This is a genomic window from Paenibacillus sp. FSL R10-2771 (assembly GCF_038000205.1).
Classification (GTDB): domain Bacteria; phylum Bacillota; class Bacilli; order Paenibacillales; family Paenibacillaceae; genus Paenibacillus_AQ; species Paenibacillus_AQ phytohabitans.
In genome coordinates this window covers 5,201,804-5,218,450 of the sequence record NZ_JBBOBM010000001.1, presented here as the reverse complement: position 1 = coordinate 5,218,450, position 16,647 = coordinate 5,201,804, and the positions used below count along the sequence as shown (strand labels likewise).

Sequence of the window (16,647 nt, the reverse complement as noted above, 5' to 3'; positions counted from 1 at the left end):
CTAAACAGTAATGGTAGATATTGAAATCAAGGCTATAAGGTAGGCGGGGATTTCGTCTTGGAACTGTAATACTCTTCAATAATGCCTGCAGCCGGCTTGCCGTACATGCAGTAATCATCGTTGCCTGCTGCTTCGTCCAGCGGATAGAGCTGGGCCGGCCAATCCCACAGCATGAAGCCCTGTACCCAGTCCCGCTTCCCGCAGGCGCCGAACATGGCAAGGTAGAAACGGGACTGCTCTTCAAGATCCGGGCCGCCCTCGAGACTCCAGTCATTCGGGATGGCGGCACTGCCGGTCCGGCTGGGGCATCCCGCTTCCATGAAGAAGAAAGGCTTGCCGTGTTTCATGACCACCGCCTCAATCCGGTCAAGCTGTACTTCCCAGTCCTGCTCGGGATAATAGCCGCTCGAAGAGATTACATCAAGCGCATCCCACCAGCTCACGTTATCCTCCTGATACTTATCGCAGTTGTAGGTGATTACACCGCTGTATACCTTGCGGACTTCGGCAATCAGGGCACGCCATTCTGCGGCCCGCCGGTCCGTCTGGACCAGCTCACAGCCGACACAGAACATCTCGCAGCCGCTCTCTTCGGCAAGCACAGCATAATGAAGGATAAAGGCTGTATAGGAACGGAACCACTCTGACCATTTCGGCTCGCAGGGAACATCCTTGTCGAAGAAGTTGATATGAGCCCGCCATGTGCCGTCTGCACAATTCACAATGGGCTTCAGGCAGACCTTCAGTTCAAGTGATTTTGCCTGGCGGATGGCCCAGCGTACCTCTTCATCACTGACCGTGGGTTCTGACCAATAGGGGATCTCTGTAGATTGCGGGGTAGCTTGAAGTGCGCTGAATGCGATGGCGGTCCAGTTCGCACCGGTAGACCTTTTCATCAGCTCCATGGAAGACTCCGCTGCATCATTGGCCCAGGTTCCCCGTCTGCCCATGAACCCCCAGGTTACGCCTCCGATATACTCGCTAAGCAGTGACATGTGGTAACCTCGCTTTGCTGTAGAATGAACAAAAAATATAGTGTATAAAACAAAAAAAATAATTTATTTGTATTTTGTTATTATGTTATTGTTATTTAACGATAACAAGAATACAATTAAGTTATAACGCTTTTTATGAATGTTTTCAAGGGGGAATTGTGCGGGAAGCCTGAAACCGGCCTCTATGTATGTCCATTCTGCGGAGTGGACGGAATCATCAGTCAACTGCAGCCGCGGCTGCGCCAATCTGAAAGGAGACTATTGCTATGAGAGAAGTTCAACTGACCGGAAGTAACATTCCGAATATGCCTTGGCAGGACAGACCGGAAGGAAATGAGAATCCGGTATGGAGACACAGTGACAACCCGGTCATCAAACGCAATCCGGCCAAAGGGGTTGCACGTATTTTCAATAGTGCGGTAATTGCCTATGAAGGAAGCTTCCTCGGCGTATTCCGGGTAGAGGATAATACGACCCGCCCTCATCTGCGTATGGGCCATAGCCATGACGGACTGGACTGGAAAATTGAAGACGCTCCCATTCCGTTCATTGATGAACAAGGCAACCCCTACATGCCGAGATATGCCTACGATCCGCGTCTGGTTAAGGTTGAAGATACTTACTATATTATCTGGTGTACGGATTTCTACGGCGCCGCCATCGGTGTAGCCAGAACGCAGGACTTCAAGACCTTCGTCAGCCTGGAAAATCCATTCCTGCCGTTCAACCGCAACGGCGTGCTGTTCCCTAAGAAACTTAACGGCAACTTCGTGATGCTCTCCCGTCCAAGCGACAGCGGTCATACCCCGTTTGGCGATGTCTTCCTGAGTGAGAGTCCTGACTTCGTCTACTGGGGCAAACACCGTCATGTGATGAGCAGAGGCGGACAGGGCTGGTGGCAGAGCACCAAGATTGGCGGCGGTCCCGCCCCGATTGAAACCTCCGAAGGCTGGCTCATGTTCTACCATGGTGTAACTGGAACCTGCAACGGGCTGGTGTATAGCATGGGTGCGGTTATTCTGGATAAAGACGAGCCGTCGAGAGTCAAATACCGCTCCAGGAACTTCGTGCTTACACCGGAAGAATGGTATGAGGAGAGAGGCTTCGTGAACAATGTTCTCTTCCCGTGCGCGACCTTGAATGATGCCGAAACGGGCCGCATTGCCATCTACTACGGGGCGGCTGATACTTATGTAGGTGTTGCATATACGACAGTGCAGGAAATCGTCAACTACGTGATCGACACCCATGAAGAGGTTGGCGATGATGCGGATTTAGGGAAAATCTAGGCGAAATCTAGATCGGATAAGGCGGCAGAGGCCTTTTTCACCTGACACCGTTGGTCCGCATTCTATGGTACTCATCTCATACAACAAAATCACAGCGTTACAAGATCTGATGGTATATTATTAATACTGGCCTTGTGCGGAATCATTCCCTACAAGAATACAGCAGATCCGGCGGTGATTTTTTGAGCAAGTCAACAGTTCGCGGTAAAAGTATTCTTACTCGGCTGCATCCCTCCAAGTCGCTGGGGGTGCGGCTCTTTCTCGTGTTTTTCGTTGCGACGATGGGAATCGTCCTGTCTTTGGGCTATACATCCTACTCTGTTGCCAAACAAACAATCGAGAACAATGCACTGTCCGCTAATCAGCAGACAGTCGAGCAAACGGCAGAGAAGCTTGATGTAACTCTGCTGCGCTTTGAAGATAATCTGGGCCAGCTGTTCTACAATAAGGATATCCGGCAGGCAGTCTCGGAAGAAAGTACTGCTGCTGCAGGCGGGGGGACGGAACAGGCCGCTGTGATCAGCGGCGAATTGAACCATTGGCTCTCTGCAGTTACTAATGTGCAAGCGGTTTATCTGATTCCTCTTAATGAAGCGCTGCCTGCCGCGTCAGCGGGGGCTGTGGACAATGAATTCCTGGCGGGTGTCCGCGAAGCTTCGTGGTACAAGCAGCTGCAGGATAAGCCGCAGGGCTTGTGGATTACCGAGGCCCAGAGGCAAGGGGAAGCAGAAGGCGTGGTCCATTTCGCCAAGTCCGTAGCGGGGGAAGAGGGAAGCTTAGGATACATAGCGGTCTGTGACATCAAGACTACGGAGCTGGCCAGCCACCTCAGCAAAGTCGATCTGGGGATGGATTCTTATATCCAGCTGCTGACTACCAAAGATGAGATGATTGCCTCTTCCCAGCATCAGGAGACAGACACTTACTTGCGTCTGGGAGGCACCCTGTTCAAGGGACTCAGCGAGAACTCAGGCTCCCTGCCGACCAAGGATGAGAAGGGCAAATCCATTCTTGCCGTGTATGGTACGCTGGAGAGCTCGGGCTGGAGACTGCTTGGCGTTGTCCCTTCCGAGAATCTGATTAAAGATGCGGGCCGTATCCTTAACACCACTTACATAGCAGTGGCTGCCGCTGCCGTCATCGCCATTCTCATTGGCCTCTGGATGGTAAGGATGGTCTCACGGCCGCTGTCACGCCTGCGGGACCTCATGTTCCAAGGGGCAGAAGGTGACCTGCGCGTGCGTACAAAGGTAGTCTCGCATGATGAAATCGGCCAGCTGTCAGGCTCCTTCAATATGATGATGGAACGGATCACAGAGCTGGTCGTGCACACCAATGAGACTGCACGTGAAGTACTGGAGACCGCAGATGCCCTGGGCAATGCATCCCGTGAGACAGCAGTGGCCGCACAGGATATTGCCGCAGCAACTGAACAGATTGCCGGCGGTGCAGGAAATCTGGCGCTGGAAGCAGACCGCGGAAATGAGATGACCGCCCGGATCTCCGAGCGGATGGATGCGGTGATTGCTGCGGCCCAGGAGATTGGCGGGACCGCACATAACGTACAGGCGTCCAGCAGGGAAGGTGTCGTTAAGCTGCAGGAGCTGCTGGGCAGAACGCATGAGACCGGCGATATGACAGGGAAGCTCGTCATTAAGGTCAATGAACTGAAGGATACCACCTCGTCAGTCATCCGGGTGCTTGAGGTCATGCAGAACATTACCCAGCAGACTAATATTTTGTCGCTTAATGCTACTATTGAAGCAGCCCGGGCAGGCGAAGCAGGCAAAGGCTTCACCGTGGTCGCTGATGAAATCCGTCAGCTGGCTGAACAGTCCAAGCGTTCCATTGCAGTAGTTGCTGAGATTACCGACAGAATCATGAATGACATGCATGAGACTGTAGCCGCATTATCCGAGGTGGCACCTTTGTTTGGAGAACAGATGACGTATGTTCAGAGCACCAGCGAGATCTTCGTCAGTGTACAGGGGCAAATGAATCATCTGATTACCCGGCTGGATTCCGTGTCAACATCCATTGACGGACTGAACCACTCGCAGAGAGTGCTGTCCGAGACGATTGGCAATGTCAGCTCGTTTGCGGAAGAATCCTCTGCCGCCTCCGAGGAGGTTGCATCCCTCACCGGTGAGCAGGAGAGCGTAAGTGAATATCTGGTCAATCTCTCCGCCAAACTGGAGAATGCCTCGTCCAAGCTCAAAGAACGATTGTCTAAATTCAGCGTGTAAGCTGCAAGTGTATTAACCGCTTTTCCTTCGGGGGAAGCGGTTTTTTTGCGGTTTGGGGTGGGCATAATAGAACCCATAGTTCCGCAGCCCACTTGATGGAGGAATAACACTTGCAGAAGCTGGTTCACAAACGTATATTTTGGAGTCTGCTGATCCTGTCTGTGCTCGTTGCAGGCTTGATCATCAGACTGGCCTGGGTCCAGCTGCTGCTGAAGAATCAGCAGGTAAGCAGCAGCGGGTACACGATGGCACAGATGGCTGAAATTCAGAGCGAGCGGGAGACAGTGCTGGACAGCGGACGGGGCCGGCTCTATGACAGGAACGGAGAACCGCTGGCCGGAGAGACTGTGTGGACAGCGGCGCTGTTTCCGCAGGAAGAGTCACTTCCGCTGCATACGGTTACCGGGGAGCCTGCCGGGGATAACCAATTGCACCGCCTGGCAGAAATTCTTGGGGTCAGCTACAACCAGCTGCAATCCAGTCGCACAGGACTTAAGGAGCCGCTGCTCTGGCCCTCCGGCAAGGGGGACACTCCGCTGGCATTGTCGTTGTCAGAGGCCCGCGAAGTGGAAGAGCTGGGAATTGAGGGGGTTAAGGCGCTGCCCTTTGCCCGCAGATATGATGGAGCCGCTTCAGGGCGGCAATGGCTTGGTTATTTGTCTGAAGCTTCGGGTGAAGCCCTCCGGCAATCACCGACAGGTCTGCGGATTCCGCGTACAGGTACGGACGGGCTGGAGAAAACACTGGAGCCGCTGCTGCAGGGAGTGGGGCATACAGAGGCGGTTGCCCAGGTGGATGCCAGGGGCAACCGTGTTCCAGGCAGTCCGATTGTAGTCAAAGCACCGGGGAATCCTTATTACCCGCTGTCTTTATATACCACGATTGATAAGAAACTACAGGAGAGTATTGAGCAGCTGGCCGCAGAAGCAGGCGTGAAGGAGGGAGCCGTTGTAGTCCTGGATAGCCAGAACGGCGATATTGCCGCGATGGTCTCCTTGCCGTTCTACAACCCGGAGCAGATCTCGCCGCAAGGGGGCGAATGGAACAACCGGGCGCTGCAGGCAGCGGTACCCGGGTCCATCTTCAAGATAGTCACTGCCGCTGCTGCCCTGGAGGCCGGATTAACTTCACCGGAGGAACCGTTCTATTGTAAAGGAGAATACGGGAAATACGGATTAACCTGCCTGAACGGCAAAGGACACGGCGCCCTTACGATGGCGCAAGGGTTCGCCGTGTCCTGTAATACCGTGTTCGCCACGCTTGCCGAGCGGCTTAGTGGAGCACAGCTTAATGCTGCTGCTCTGGCACTGGGCCTTGGCCGGGACATCGGCTGGCAGGCGGAGAATACGCTGGGCCTGCCGCTGCTCCGGCCGCTCTCCGGGGAGCAGGCGGGGACGATCTTCACCACGCTGCTGCCGGATGACGGCGGGGTCAGGGTGCAGACTGCAATCGGCCAGCGCGATGTGCGGATTACACCGCTGCAGGCGGCGAATCTCGTAGTCACGCTGCTGCATGGCGGGGAGGTTAGAGCGCCGCGTATTCTGCAGCGGGTTGCTTTTGCCAACGGCCAGATGCTGAAGGAGCTTCCGGGACATCTGGCCCCTGCGCCGCAGGGCAGAATATCCGGGGCAACCGCCCGCGTGCTGCTGTCCATGATGCGTAAAGTGGTGACAGAAGGAACAGGCCGGACGCTGCAGGGCCTTGAATGGCCGGTCGCCGGCAAATCAGGCACAGCGCAGACCCTGGTCAAAGGCGTGGCCCGCAATAATCAATGGTTCATCGGCTATGGCCCGGTAGACCATCCGAGATATGCTGTATCCGTTGCTGTCGAGAACGTGGCTCCAAGCAGTCCGCAGGCAGCTGCCAAATTATTCGGTCAAGTATTTGAGCTGCTGTCCGGGTCAACGGGGGCCTGAGTACCGACTGTGCCTGCTGTACCAGCCGAAGCTGTACCAGCCGTATTACCCGGTACAGGGCCGCCGGCTGTGGAGGGTTCAGAAGCGGCAAACGGAGACACGATGAATTCCTCCTGCGGCAGATAGATCCAGCGCTGCAGATACCCCTGCTGAATCAGCTCCTTGAGCAGGATCAGCAGGATCGGCGACAGAATAAGGCCAGCGATGCCAAATACAGAGGAAGACAGAATTACGAAAGATAACATCAGGAAAGCCGAGGAGACGCCGATCGAATTTCCGGTGATTTTGGGCTCCAGCAGCTGCCGTATAACCATCACCACTGCCAGCAGAATGATCAGACCGATGGCAAGTGAGGTATTGCCGACAATGAACAAATAGATAATCCAGGGGATCAGAATCGCCGGTACTCCGAGTAGTGGCAGCAGGTCGAACAAGGCGCAGATCAGAGCCAGAGTAAGAACATTTCCAGTCTGCAGAATCAGCAGTCCGGCGAGAACGATCACGAAGGTGATGCTGATCAGAATCAACTGGGCTTTTAGATAAGAACCGATAGCCTTGAACACATTCCCCTGCAGGAAAGCGTAAGCCGTCTTAAAGGTCTTGGGCAGCTTGTCATGGGCGATCCGGCGCCAGTCCTTAATCTCCATACTGAGGAAAAAGGCCAGAATAATCGCAATGCCGAAATTAGCCATAAAGGAAGAGAAGGAGCCAAGCACACCGATCATATATTTAAAGAAGGTGACCATCCACGTCGAGAGGACATTGGTCGCATCGGTGAAATAACCGTTCAGCTTATCTGTGAGATCGGGCGGGAGCGCATCAATTTTTTGCTGGAGATAGGTGGTAGCCTCAGTAAAATGCTGCTGGACTATGTATGTATATCTGGGCAGATTGTCCTGGAATTGAATGACCTGAGTCGTAATCAGCAGTCCGGCAGCAAATAATGCGCCAAGCAGGATCACTAAGAAGAGTACCACGGAGATAGCGGAGGCGAAAGGCTTAGCCATTCCCTTGCGGTTCAGGAACCGGGCCAGCGGCTCAATCAGCAGGAAGACAAAAAAGGACAGGAACACAGGAGCGGCCAGCTGATACAGCTTACTGAATCCCAGCATCACGAGATATAGCGTCAGAATAACCAATCCGATGTCGAAAAAAGTGCGCCAATATTTTTTGTACAGCGGCAGCATAGAGATAAACGACTCCTTTTTTAGATAAATTTACAATAATCACTTCAATTCATTGTACACGATTTTAATAAAAAAGCGTCTATTTCTTTGGCAGCTGTGTTAAAATAGGGGGTAACGTTTTTTTTAAATGTACTACTTGTCGCCACAACGGTATTGTCCTCTTGCAGGACAGCAGACGCTTCTACTTACTCTACTTGGCCGTATCACACGTAAGACGAGCCAAAGTCAACTCTGGAAAAGCGGGGAATTTACATGCAGACTTTGCTGCTCTGGCTATTTTACATTTCTACCTTTTATGCTTTCATTCCTGGAATGATCAGCCGTATATTTGGTTATCGTGTCTTTCGGAAGGGAATCGGGCGCACGGATTATGGCCTGACCTTTGATGACGGACCTGACCCGCATTATACACCGTTATTGCTGGATTTGCTTAAGCGCTATGGAGCTAAGGCGACTTTCTTCGTGGTAGGTGCTCATGCTGAAGCGCATCCGGAGATTATTAAGCGTATGCATGATGAAGGGCATCTCATCGGGATTCACAATTATGTGCACAAGACGAACTGGCTGATGCGTCCGGCAACGGTGAGGAAGCAAATTCAGCGGACCGATGATATTATCTTCAAAATAACCGGCGAGCGCAGTACCTATTACCGTCCGCCGTGGGGAATTGTGAACCTGTTTGACTTCTCGAAGCGGCGGCAGGTGCAGATTGTACTCTGGTCGGCCATGTTCGGCGACTGGAAGGAGAAGCTGGGGGCGGAACGTCTGACCGACAAGCTGATCTCCAAGCTGGGCCCCGGTGAAGTCATGCTGCTTCATGACTGCGGTACTACGCTCGGTGCCGATCCGCATGCACCGGAGCATATGCTTATTGCCCTGGAGCGGATGCTTCAAGAAGCGGATAGGCGGGGGCTGCGAAGTATCCGGATTGACAAGATGATCAAGGCGGTGCAGGAATCACCTATCACGCGTCTGTCTTTCGGCAAACGGCTGGTTGTCGGCTTATGGCTGGCCTGGGAACAGGTATTCCAGCTGTTGTTCCAGATCAAGACGATCTCTCCGGCAGATCCGTTCCTGCATTACCGGCTGCGTAAGTATCAGGGGAATCCCGTGCAGATGGATAACGGCGAGACCTTAAGCAAAGGTGACAAGGTGATTGAGCTGCATATCGACAACAGGCAGCTGTTCGAGCTGGGGGTGCATTCGCGTTCCTCGGCACAGCTTGCCATCCGCATGATCCGCCGCATGGAGAAGGATCTCCCGGTGCTTGCGGAGCGGATTGCCGGTGATGTGGATCTGGCGGAAGCCAAGGCACTCTACGGTGTGAGCATGCTGAACCGCGGGCCGGAGAAATTCGGATTCATGGTTCTGGATCTGCCAAGCGGCCTGTTCGCAAGTTCCACCAAATTCTATCTCAGTATTCTGCTCAGCGTCATTCATCCGTCAGGCGGAGCGAGACTTAAAGTCCGCAGTGAGCTGCTGGTACCAAAAATGATGCTGATGCCCGTGTCGCAGCTGCTCGACCAGATGAACCAGCAGCGGCCGCAGAAGCCGGTGAAGCAGCGGGAGCGGATGCGGGAAGAGGAGCATTCCCTTGAAGCTGAACTTGAACTACCCGGAGCAACGGTTGTTCATTGAATGCAGCAGGCAGACAGCACTTATAAATTTTGATATTTATCTATACCGCAACTGAAGCTGCTTCTTATGCTCCGCTGGCCTGAATGGGCTGGCGGGGCTTTTTATATATCTGGAGCTATTGCCGATATGTTTGCTGCCTGTGTCGGACGGAGATCCCGAGACCTCCATCCTAAGTCGAAATCCTGCACGAAATACAACATTTCCCGAGTTAAATCGGAGATTACCGGAAAATGTTGTATGAAATGCAGGATTTCACCTACTCCAGGCGGCTTAGCGGGAAGATTATTGTATTTCATACAACAATCTTCCGGAACAACCCTTTATCGATGAATCAAAGTTGCAGAGCGTACAACATTTCCCTAGCGAACAGCGATAGAGACAATTTGGGTGGTCCCTACATCTGCTGGAACTGTGCAATTCTAGTCGCAAATCGGTCCTTACATGTCAAAAAGAGCAGTCCCGCCGCATTAACGGAGGAGACTGCTCTTTCAGTTCGTTCTTTTTATCTCAGGCTGCGGCCGATTAGATCTTCAGCACGCCGCCTTTGCTTGCATTGGTAACCAGCTTGGAGTAACGGGCCAGGTAACCGGTCTTCACCTTCGGTTCGAAGCCTTTCCAGCCGCTGCGGCGGACAGCCAGGACTTCTTCTTCAACCAGCAGCTCGATCTTGCGGTTGATCAGGTCCAGTTCGATGATGTCGCCATCCTCGACAAAAGCAATCGGTCCGCCCTCAGCCGCTTCCGGCGAGATGTGGCCGATACTGATACCGCGGGACGCTCCGGAGAACCGGCCGTCGGTGATCAGGCCGACCTTGGCGCCAAGACCCATACCGACGATCTGCGAAGTCGGTGCCAGCATTTCCGGCATACCCGGTCCGCCCTTCGGACCTTCATACCGGATAACAACGACATGGCCTTCTTTGACCTTGCCGTTCGCGATCCCTTCCAGCGCCTGCTCCTGGGAGTCGAAGCAGATGGCAGGGCCCTTGTGGTAGCCGCCAACGGAAGCATCTACGGCACCAACCTTGATGATGGAGCCTTCCGGAGCCAGGTTGCCGTAGAGTACAGCCAATCCGCCTACCGGGGAATAAGGGTTGTCTATTGTATGAATAACCGACGTATCCTGAATCTCATGACCCGTGACATTCTCGGCCAGAGTCTTGCCGGTTACGGTCATGCAGTCGCCGAAGATGGCGCCCGGCTTCTTCAGCAGCTCGTTCAGCACAGCGCTGACGCCGCCCGCCCGGTCCACATCCTCGATGAAGATATCGGATGCCGGAGCCAGCTTGGCCAGGTAAGGCACGCGGTTGGCTACTTCATTGATGCGCTCCAGCGGATAGTCAATTTCAGCTTCCTGAGCTAGTGCCAGGGTATGCAGCACAGTGTTGGTGGAACCACCCATAGCCATATCCAGCGCAAAGGCATTGTCCAATGATTCATGGGTTACGATATCACGCGGCTTCAGATCCAGCTTGATCAGCTCCATTAGCTGGGTAGCTGATTTGCGGACGAAATCTCTGCGTTCTTCGGCAACAGCCAGAATGGTGCCGTTGCCCGGGAGAGCAAGGCCCATAGCTTCAGCCAGACAGTTCATGGAATTGGCTGTGAACATACCCGAACATGATCCGCAGGTTGGACAGCCGAATTGTTCCAGTTCAAGCAGTTCAGCGTCATTGATCTTGCCGACCTGATGGGCGCCAACGCCTTCGAACACGGATGTCAGGGATAGCTTCTTGCCTTTGCTGTCTACGCCGGCCTTCATCGGTCCGCCGCTGACGAAGATCGTCGGGATGTTGACGCGCAGTGCGCCCATCATCATGCCCGGGGTGATTTTATCACAGTTGGGAATGCACACCATTCCATCGAACCAGTGAGCGGAAACCATCGTTTCCACAGAATCGGCAATAATCTCGCGGCTTGGGAGCGAATAGCGCATTCCGATATGTCCCATGGCAATACCGTCATCAACGCCGATGGTATTGAATTCGAACGGAACCCCGCCGGCTTCACGGATAGCTTCCTTAACGATTTTGCCGAATTCCTGCAGATGCACATGACCCGGTACAATGTCGAGATAGGAATTGCAGACTGCGATAAACGGCTTGCCGAAATCCTCTTCCTTAACGCCTGCGGCCCGCAGAAGGCTGCGGTGTGGAGCACGGTCAAAGCCCTTTTTGATCATGTCTGAACGCATTTTCTTGTTTGCCATGATGAAATTTCCCCCTAAAAGTATTGTGAGCCTAACCTCTTGGAACGGTGAGAACAAATATAGTGCCGCATTAACGCATTGCAATCCCAAAAGCTGCGTGTCTGCGGTTTATAGAAGGTACAAGGTCCAGCTTCCTGCAGTAAACAGAAGTAGGGCGGAGCCGTTTCTATAAAACAAGCGGATTGGATACGAACGTTAATAGAGAGTCTATCACAAAAAACCTCATTTTTCTACCGGGCAATGTGAAGTTTGTCGCGGTAATCTCCCGGCAGACCAATGGAAACGGCTACACTGTCCTCCACAGGAATTCATACACAAAAAGCCTATCCGCGGCGGGACAGGCTTCTACATATTAATAAGGGAAGAGGTTTCTGTGAATAATTACTAAAGTGAACGCCGGATTGCGGCGCGCTGGAGCGAGATCATCCAGTCCACAGACGGCTCAACCAGCGGGTTCAGCATACGTCTGACAGCGGGCTGGGCCAGCAGCACCGTGCAGGATACTGCGCCTGCAATCAGAAGAGCGGCTCCGGCAGCATTTCCGATATAGGCATACAGGCCGGAAACGGCAGCCGCCCGGACAATGAATCCGTGAAGCAGGAAGACGTAGAGGGTGCGGCGTCCCAAGTCTGTCATGCGGCTTAACCCGTAAGGGACCAGGCCCAGAAACGCCAGGGAAGCGGCAAATTGCAGACCATACACAGCGAGCCGGAACACCCCCGCATACCATTCATGGGCACCGAGCTGCATATAGGTCATACTGCCGAACAGCCAGCCCATCGGGAGACCGCGTCCCGCTACGCCCATCACTATAAGCAGCAGGAGGGAAGCGGCAGCGGCAGCGGTTTTGACATATTGCTGATACAGCTTAACGAAAGCTCCGAATGAGAAATGAAATCCGATGACGAAAAAGGGAAGATAGACAAAGGTGCGGCTGATGCTGAACCAGATTCCATCCAACTGCAGATAACCTACAGCCACACCTGCGGCGATGGCGAAGGCAAACTGGGCGCTCTTGCTCCAGCGGCTCATCCCCAGCATGAGCAGACGCCAGAAGGCGTGGCTGGCCAGGAACCACAGCAGCAGGTAAGGAGCGAAGAAGGAATGCTGTATGTTATTTACATGGAATAAGGAAATGTCGAGTGCGGAGTAGAGGCTCTGAAAAATAATATATTGCAGTCCGATCTGCAGCAGCACCTTACGGCCGGCCGCGCCATTTAAGCTTTTACGGGCAAAGTAACCGGTCACAAGCACAAACAGCGGCATATGAAAGCTGAAGATCCATTGGTACAGGGTGTGGAGTCCGCTCATTTCAAGAATCAGGGGTTCGATCGCATTGGCCACAAAGACAGTTACAATAAGCATGAAGCGCAAATTAAGAAAAAACGTTTCTCCACGCGTGTCGAGCGAGCTTTCCCGGGTCATGACGTTACCTCCAATAAATGCGGTTTGCGCGATGCTTAATACTTTAATTTTAAAATACATGATTTCCGGTAAATAAATTGTGAAATACATCACAATGGTAAGCGCTCTCATGGCCGCCAGATGTGGCGAAGTGTTGAAGGTTGTTTGATTTCATTGATTACACTATAATTTTCTGTATGCAGTATCCGGGAGTGAATTCTATTGAGAAAAAGCAGTACCAAACGTAATGTGCTTATAGGAATTGTATTGATTCTGCTGGTGGCAGGGGTGTTTATATGGAAGTACCTGACTCCGTATCAGCCTGCTGAAAGAGCCGAATCCGCACTTGTCTCTGCCGGGGGAGTTACAGTAGAGCAGAATGACAACTGGATCTCGTTCGAGCCATCGGTTGCACTCGGCACCGCCGTGATCTTTTATCCCGGCGCACTGGTCGAGGCGGAAGCTTATGCTCCGCTTGCCAGGAAAATCGCAGCAGCCGGCCACCCGTTCTATATCGCAAGAATGCCGCTCAATCTGGCCGTGATCAAGGGGAATGCTGCCGAAGAGATCATCCGCGTGCATCCGAAGCAGTCCTTTGTGCTTGGCGGACACTCGCTTGGCGGGGTAATGGCCTCGCGCTTCGCCGCAGATCATGCCGACCAGCTGGAAGGCGTTTTTTTTCTGGCTTCCTACCCGGATGAGAAGGGCAGTCTGAAGGATACTACGCTGTCCGTATTGTCGGTGCTGGGTACGGAGGACAAGGTGGTTGATCAGGAGAGCTATAACGAAGGCAGGGCTTATCTTCCGGGCAACACTGTATACACGCCGGTCAACGGCGGCAATCATGCCCAGTTCGGGAGCTACGGCCCCCAGAAGGGTGACGGCATAGCCACGATCACAGAGGAAGAGCAGCAGGCACGCACTGCGCGGGCCTTGCTGGATTGGATAGGGAATCTGCGTCAGAGCAAGTGAGCACCGAATGACGGAAGTAACTCCGCCTGGGAGAGGAGTGTCAGTCTGAATGCCTGAATTGCATATTAATGAGATATCCGTTCCGTGCAGGGGCATCTTGTTCGACAAGGATGGAACGCTGCTGGATCTGCTTGCCACCTGGGGAAGCTGGGCTGATCTGATTCTGGAGGGGCTGGGCAGCCAGCTGGCATTCATCGGCGGCCTGCCGCGAGCCGGGCCGGAGCTTGCTTCTGTGCTGGGTACGGTTCATGATGCCAACGGCAAGGTGACCGGCTATGATCCCGCCGGGCCGCTCTCCATGGCGACCGCCGAAGAAACGACCGGGATTCTGGCCTGGCAGCTGTATGCTGCCGGCGTTCCCTGGAATGAAGCGGTAACGCGGGTGAATGCGATCTCCAAGGAAGCTATGAACGAGCTGCGCCGGCGGAGGGCGGCGGTGGCAATGCCGGGGCTGCCGGATTTCCTGGAGCAGTGTGCGGCCGCTTCGCTGAAACTCGGTGTAGTGACCTCAGACAATATGGCCACTACCCGTGAGCAGCTGGAGTGGCTTGGGATATCCGGTTATTTTCATTCTGTCGTCACCAGAGACAGAGTGAAGCACGGCAAGCCTGCACCGGAGATGGCCGAGACGGCCTGCCGGGAGCTGGGCCTGCTGCCCGGGGAGACGGTCATTATCGGTGACAGTAATGCGGATATGCAGCTTGGTAAGGGAGCCGGACTGCGTCTTGCTGTGGGTCTGTCTCCAGACGGGGCCGCAGCCCACCTGCTGGATGCGGATATTGTTGTTTCCGGCTATCCGCAGCTCCGGTTAACATTCTGATTTCATTTCTGTACAGAGAGGAAACGTGTGGACTCTATGGATCAATTGCAGCTACTGGCTTCCTGGATCAAAGACAGCGGGAATATTGTTTTTTTCGGCGGCGCCGGAACCTCAACGGAGAGCGGCATACCGGATTTCCGTTCGGCGGCCGGTCTTTACCAGACTCAGCACAACTCTCCTTATCCGCCTGAAGTCATGCTGAGCCGCAGCTTTTTCATGTCCTCGCCGGACATTTTTTTTGATTTCTACCGCAGCAAGATGATTCATCCGGAGGCGAAGCCGAACGGGGCACATAAGCTGCTGGCTGACCTTGAAGCGAAAGGCAAGCTGAAGGCGGTCATAACACAGAATATCGATGGTCTCCACCAACTGGCGGGAAGCCGCAGGGTGCTGGAGCTGCACGGCTCAATTCACCGCAATCACTGCATGGACTGCAATACCTATTACGGTCTGGAGCAGATTCTGGAGCAGACGGCTGCTGTACCGCTGTGCCCGGAGTGCGGCGGCATCATTAAGCCGGATGTGGTGCTCTATGAGGAAGCGCTTGATCATGATGTACTGGTCGACGCAGTGGCGGCGATTGCGGCAGCAGATCTGCTGCTGATTGGCGGCACCTCGCTCACCGTCCAGCCGGCGGCAAGTCTGATCACCTACTTCCGGGGAAGGCATACGGTGTTGCTCAACGGTGATCCGACACCGTACGACCATCAGGCAGATCTGATCATTACGGACCGGATCGGCGATGTGATGGGCAGAATACAAGGGCTGATCGGATGAGGATTTCAAGCTTTTCGCCGGGGTGAAGATTACAAAGTCTGTACGGAGTTTAAAATAGGGTATTGCAATAACTGAGGAAACGAGAGGCAGGGATAATCAATGGTATATGTGGCTAGCGATGAACGGTATGAAGTCATGCGTTATAACCGCACCGGCAGGTCGGGCCTCAAGCTTCCGGCAATTTCACTGGGCCTGTGGCATAATTTCGGCGGCATCGACACTTATGAGAATGGCCGTGAGATGATCACCCGCTCTTTCGATCTCGGAATTACCCATTTCGATCTGGCTAATAATTATGGCCCTCCGGCAGGCTCGGCAGAGGAACTGTTCGGCAAAGTTCTTGCCCGTGATCTCGCTCCGTACCGTGACGAGCTGGTAATCTCCACCAAGGCGGGATATTATATGTGGCCCGGCCCTTACGGCGACTGGGGTTCACGCAAATATATACTATCCAGCCTGGACCAGAGCCTAAAACGGCTGGGACTGGACTATGTGGATATTTTCTATTCCCACCGTCCGGACCCGGAAACACCGATGGAAGAAACGATGGGAGCACTGGATCATGCCGTGCGTTCAGGCAAAGCGCTCTACATCGGCCTGTCCAACTACACGGCTGAGCAGACGGAGCAGGCAATTGGCATCCTGAAGAAGCTCGGAACACCGCTTCTGATTCATCAGCCGCGGTATTCCATGCTCGACCGCTGGATCGAAGGCGGGCTGCAGGATGTGCTGCAGGAGCATGGCGTCGGCAGTATCGCCTTTACACCGCTGGCGCAGGGCCTGCTGACCAGCAAATACCTGAACGGCATTCCGGGCGATTCCCGGGCCGCCGGGCCATCCGCCTTCCTGAACGAGAGCCGGATTACGCCGGAGGTGCTGCGCAAAATCCATGCGCTCAATCAGATGGCGGTAGCGCGCGGCCAGAGCCTGGCCCAGTTCGCGCTCCTCTGGACGCTGCGCGGCGGCAAGGTGACCTCGGCGCTGATCGGCGCCAGCCGGGTAAGCCAGATCGAGGAGAATATTGCCGCTCTGGCGCATGGCGATTTCTCGCAGGAAGAGCTGGAACGGATTGAGACGATCCTTGGAACAGAGGATGAAGCCTGAGTAATCTATAGAATTGACAAGCAACAGCCCGCTTCCGGAACAGGAAACGGGCTGTTGGCTTAAGCGGAGTTCTGGTAGAACGCCGGATGCT

General features: G+C 54.0%; 12 protein-coding genes. 8 read left to right on the top strand and 4 right to left on the bottom strand.

Annotated features, from left to right (window positions below):
- Positions 1 to 32: 32 nt before the first annotated feature.
- Positions 33 to 995 (bottom strand): glycoside hydrolase family 113, encoded by a 963-nt coding sequence (locus NSU14_RS22275; RefSeq protein ID WP_340947364.1) that lies wholly within the window; start codon positions 993 to 995, stop codon positions 33 to 35.
- Positions 996 to 1,261: 266 nt separating this feature from the next.
- Between NSU14_RS22275 and NSU14_RS22270 the strand changes: the two genes are divergently transcribed.
- From NSU14_RS22270 to NSU14_RS22260, 3 genes are all read left to right on the top strand, one after another.
- Entirely contained in the window at positions 1,262 to 2,284 is a 1,023-nt protein-coding gene (locus tag NSU14_RS22270) for a glycoside hydrolase family 130 protein (RefSeq protein WP_042134986.1), read from the top strand.
- A gap of 182 nt (positions 2,285 to 2,466) precedes the next feature.
- Positions 2,467 to 4,530, top strand: coding sequence for a methyl-accepting chemotaxis protein (locus NSU14_RS22265; RefSeq protein WP_340947363.1), 2,064 nt, complete (start codon positions 2,467 to 2,469; stop codon positions 4,528 to 4,530).
- Between the two features lie 110 nt (positions 4,531 to 4,640).
- Positions 4,641 to 6,446 (top strand): peptidoglycan D,D-transpeptidase FtsI family protein, encoded by a 1,806-nt coding sequence (locus NSU14_RS22260; protein ID WP_340947362.1) that lies wholly within the window; start codon positions 4,641 to 4,643, stop codon positions 6,444 to 6,446.
- Here NSU14_RS22260 and NSU14_RS22255 read toward each other — a convergent pair.
- On the bottom strand, positions 6,407 to 7,633 hold the full coding sequence (locus tag NSU14_RS22255) for an AI-2E family transporter (protein WP_076242605.1): 1,227 nt from the start codon (positions 7,631 to 7,633) through the stop codon (positions 6,407 to 6,409). The genes NSU14_RS22260 and NSU14_RS22255 overlap by 40 nt on opposite strands.
- 252 nt (positions 7,634 to 7,885) lie before the next feature.
- On the opposite strand from NSU14_RS22255, the gene NSU14_RS22250 reads away from it, so the two are divergent.
- Positions 7,886 to 9,271 (top strand): polysaccharide deacetylase family protein, encoded by a 1,386-nt coding sequence (locus NSU14_RS22250; RefSeq protein ID WP_042134994.1) that lies wholly within the window; start codon positions 7,886 to 7,888, stop codon positions 9,269 to 9,271.
- Between the two features lie 522 nt (positions 9,272 to 9,793).
- Here the strand turns inward: NSU14_RS22250 and ilvD are convergent.
- Positions 9,794 to 11,479, bottom strand: coding sequence for a dihydroxy-acid dehydratase (gene ilvD / locus NSU14_RS22245; protein WP_039295667.1), 1,686 nt, complete (start codon positions 11,477 to 11,479; stop codon positions 9,794 to 9,796).
- A gap of 384 nt (positions 11,480 to 11,863) precedes the next feature.
- On the bottom strand, positions 11,864 to 12,904 hold the full coding sequence (locus tag NSU14_RS22240; RefSeq protein ID WP_076242606.1) for an acyltransferase family protein: 1,041 nt from the start codon (positions 12,902 to 12,904) through the stop codon (positions 11,864 to 11,866).
- A 201-nt stretch (positions 12,905 to 13,105) separates the two neighbouring features.
- Here NSU14_RS22240 and NSU14_RS22235 point away from each other — a divergent pair, with 201 nt between their 5' ends.
- The 4 genes from NSU14_RS22235 to mgrA all read left to right on the top strand — a co-directional run bounded on the left by NSU14_RS22235 (position 13,106) and on the right by mgrA (position 16,556).
- Positions 13,106 to 13,855: an alpha/beta hydrolase gene (locus NSU14_RS22235; RefSeq protein WP_042134998.1), complete on the top strand. Its 750-nt coding sequence runs from the start codon at positions 13,106 to 13,108 to the stop codon at positions 13,853 to 13,855.
- Positions 13,856 to 13,904: 49 nt separating this feature from the next.
- A complete protein-coding gene (locus NSU14_RS22230; RefSeq protein ID WP_336101552.1) occupies positions 13,905 to 14,675 on the top strand; it encodes an HAD family hydrolase in 771 nt (256 codons plus the stop codon).
- Positions 14,676 to 14,711: 36 nt separating this feature from the next.
- A complete protein-coding gene (locus NSU14_RS22225) occupies positions 14,712 to 15,452 on the top strand; it encodes an NAD-dependent protein deacylase (protein WP_336101561.1) in 741 nt (246 codons plus the stop codon).
- 99 nt (positions 15,453 to 15,551) lie between these two features.
- Entirely contained in the window at positions 15,552 to 16,556 is a 1,005-nt protein-coding gene (mgrA, locus tag NSU14_RS22220; RefSeq protein WP_042135004.1) for an L-glyceraldehyde 3-phosphate reductase, read from the top strand.
- Positions 16,557 to 16,647: the final 91 nt, after the last annotated feature.

Excerpts from the sequence above, each read along its gene's own strand:
- NSU14_RS22230 (WP_336101552.1), top strand. The coding sequence starts at position 13,905 with ATGCCTGAATTGCATATTAATGAGATATCCGTTCCGTGCAGGGGCATC.
- NSU14_RS22250 (WP_042134994.1), top strand. The coding sequence starts at position 7,886 with ATGCAGACTTTGCTGCTCTGGCTATTTTACATTTCTACCTTTTATGCT.
- mgrA (WP_042135004.1), top strand. The coding sequence starts at position 15,552 with ATGGTATATGTGGCTAGCGATGAACGGTATGAAGTCATGCGTTATAAC.
- NSU14_RS22240 (WP_076242606.1), bottom strand. The coding sequence starts at position 12,904 with ATGACCCGGGAAAGCTCGCTCGACACGCGTGGAGAAACGTTTTTTCTT.
- NSU14_RS22275 (WP_340947364.1), bottom strand. The coding sequence starts at position 995 with ATGTCACTGCTTAGCGAGTATATCGGAGGCGTAACCTGGGGGTTCATG.
- NSU14_RS22225 (WP_336101561.1), top strand. The coding sequence starts at position 14,712 with ATGGATCAATTGCAGCTACTGGCTTCCTGGATCAAAGACAGCGGGAAT.
- NSU14_RS22270 (WP_042134986.1), top strand. The coding sequence starts at position 1,262 with ATGAGAGAAGTTCAACTGACCGGAAGTAACATTCCGAATATGCCTTGG.
- NSU14_RS22255 (WP_076242605.1), bottom strand. The coding sequence starts at position 7,633 with ATGCTGCCGCTGTACAAAAAATATTGGCGCACTTTTTTCGACATCGGA.
- ilvD (WP_039295667.1), bottom strand. The coding sequence starts at position 11,479 with ATGGCAAACAAGAAAATGCGTTCAGACATGATCAAAAAGGGCTTTGAC.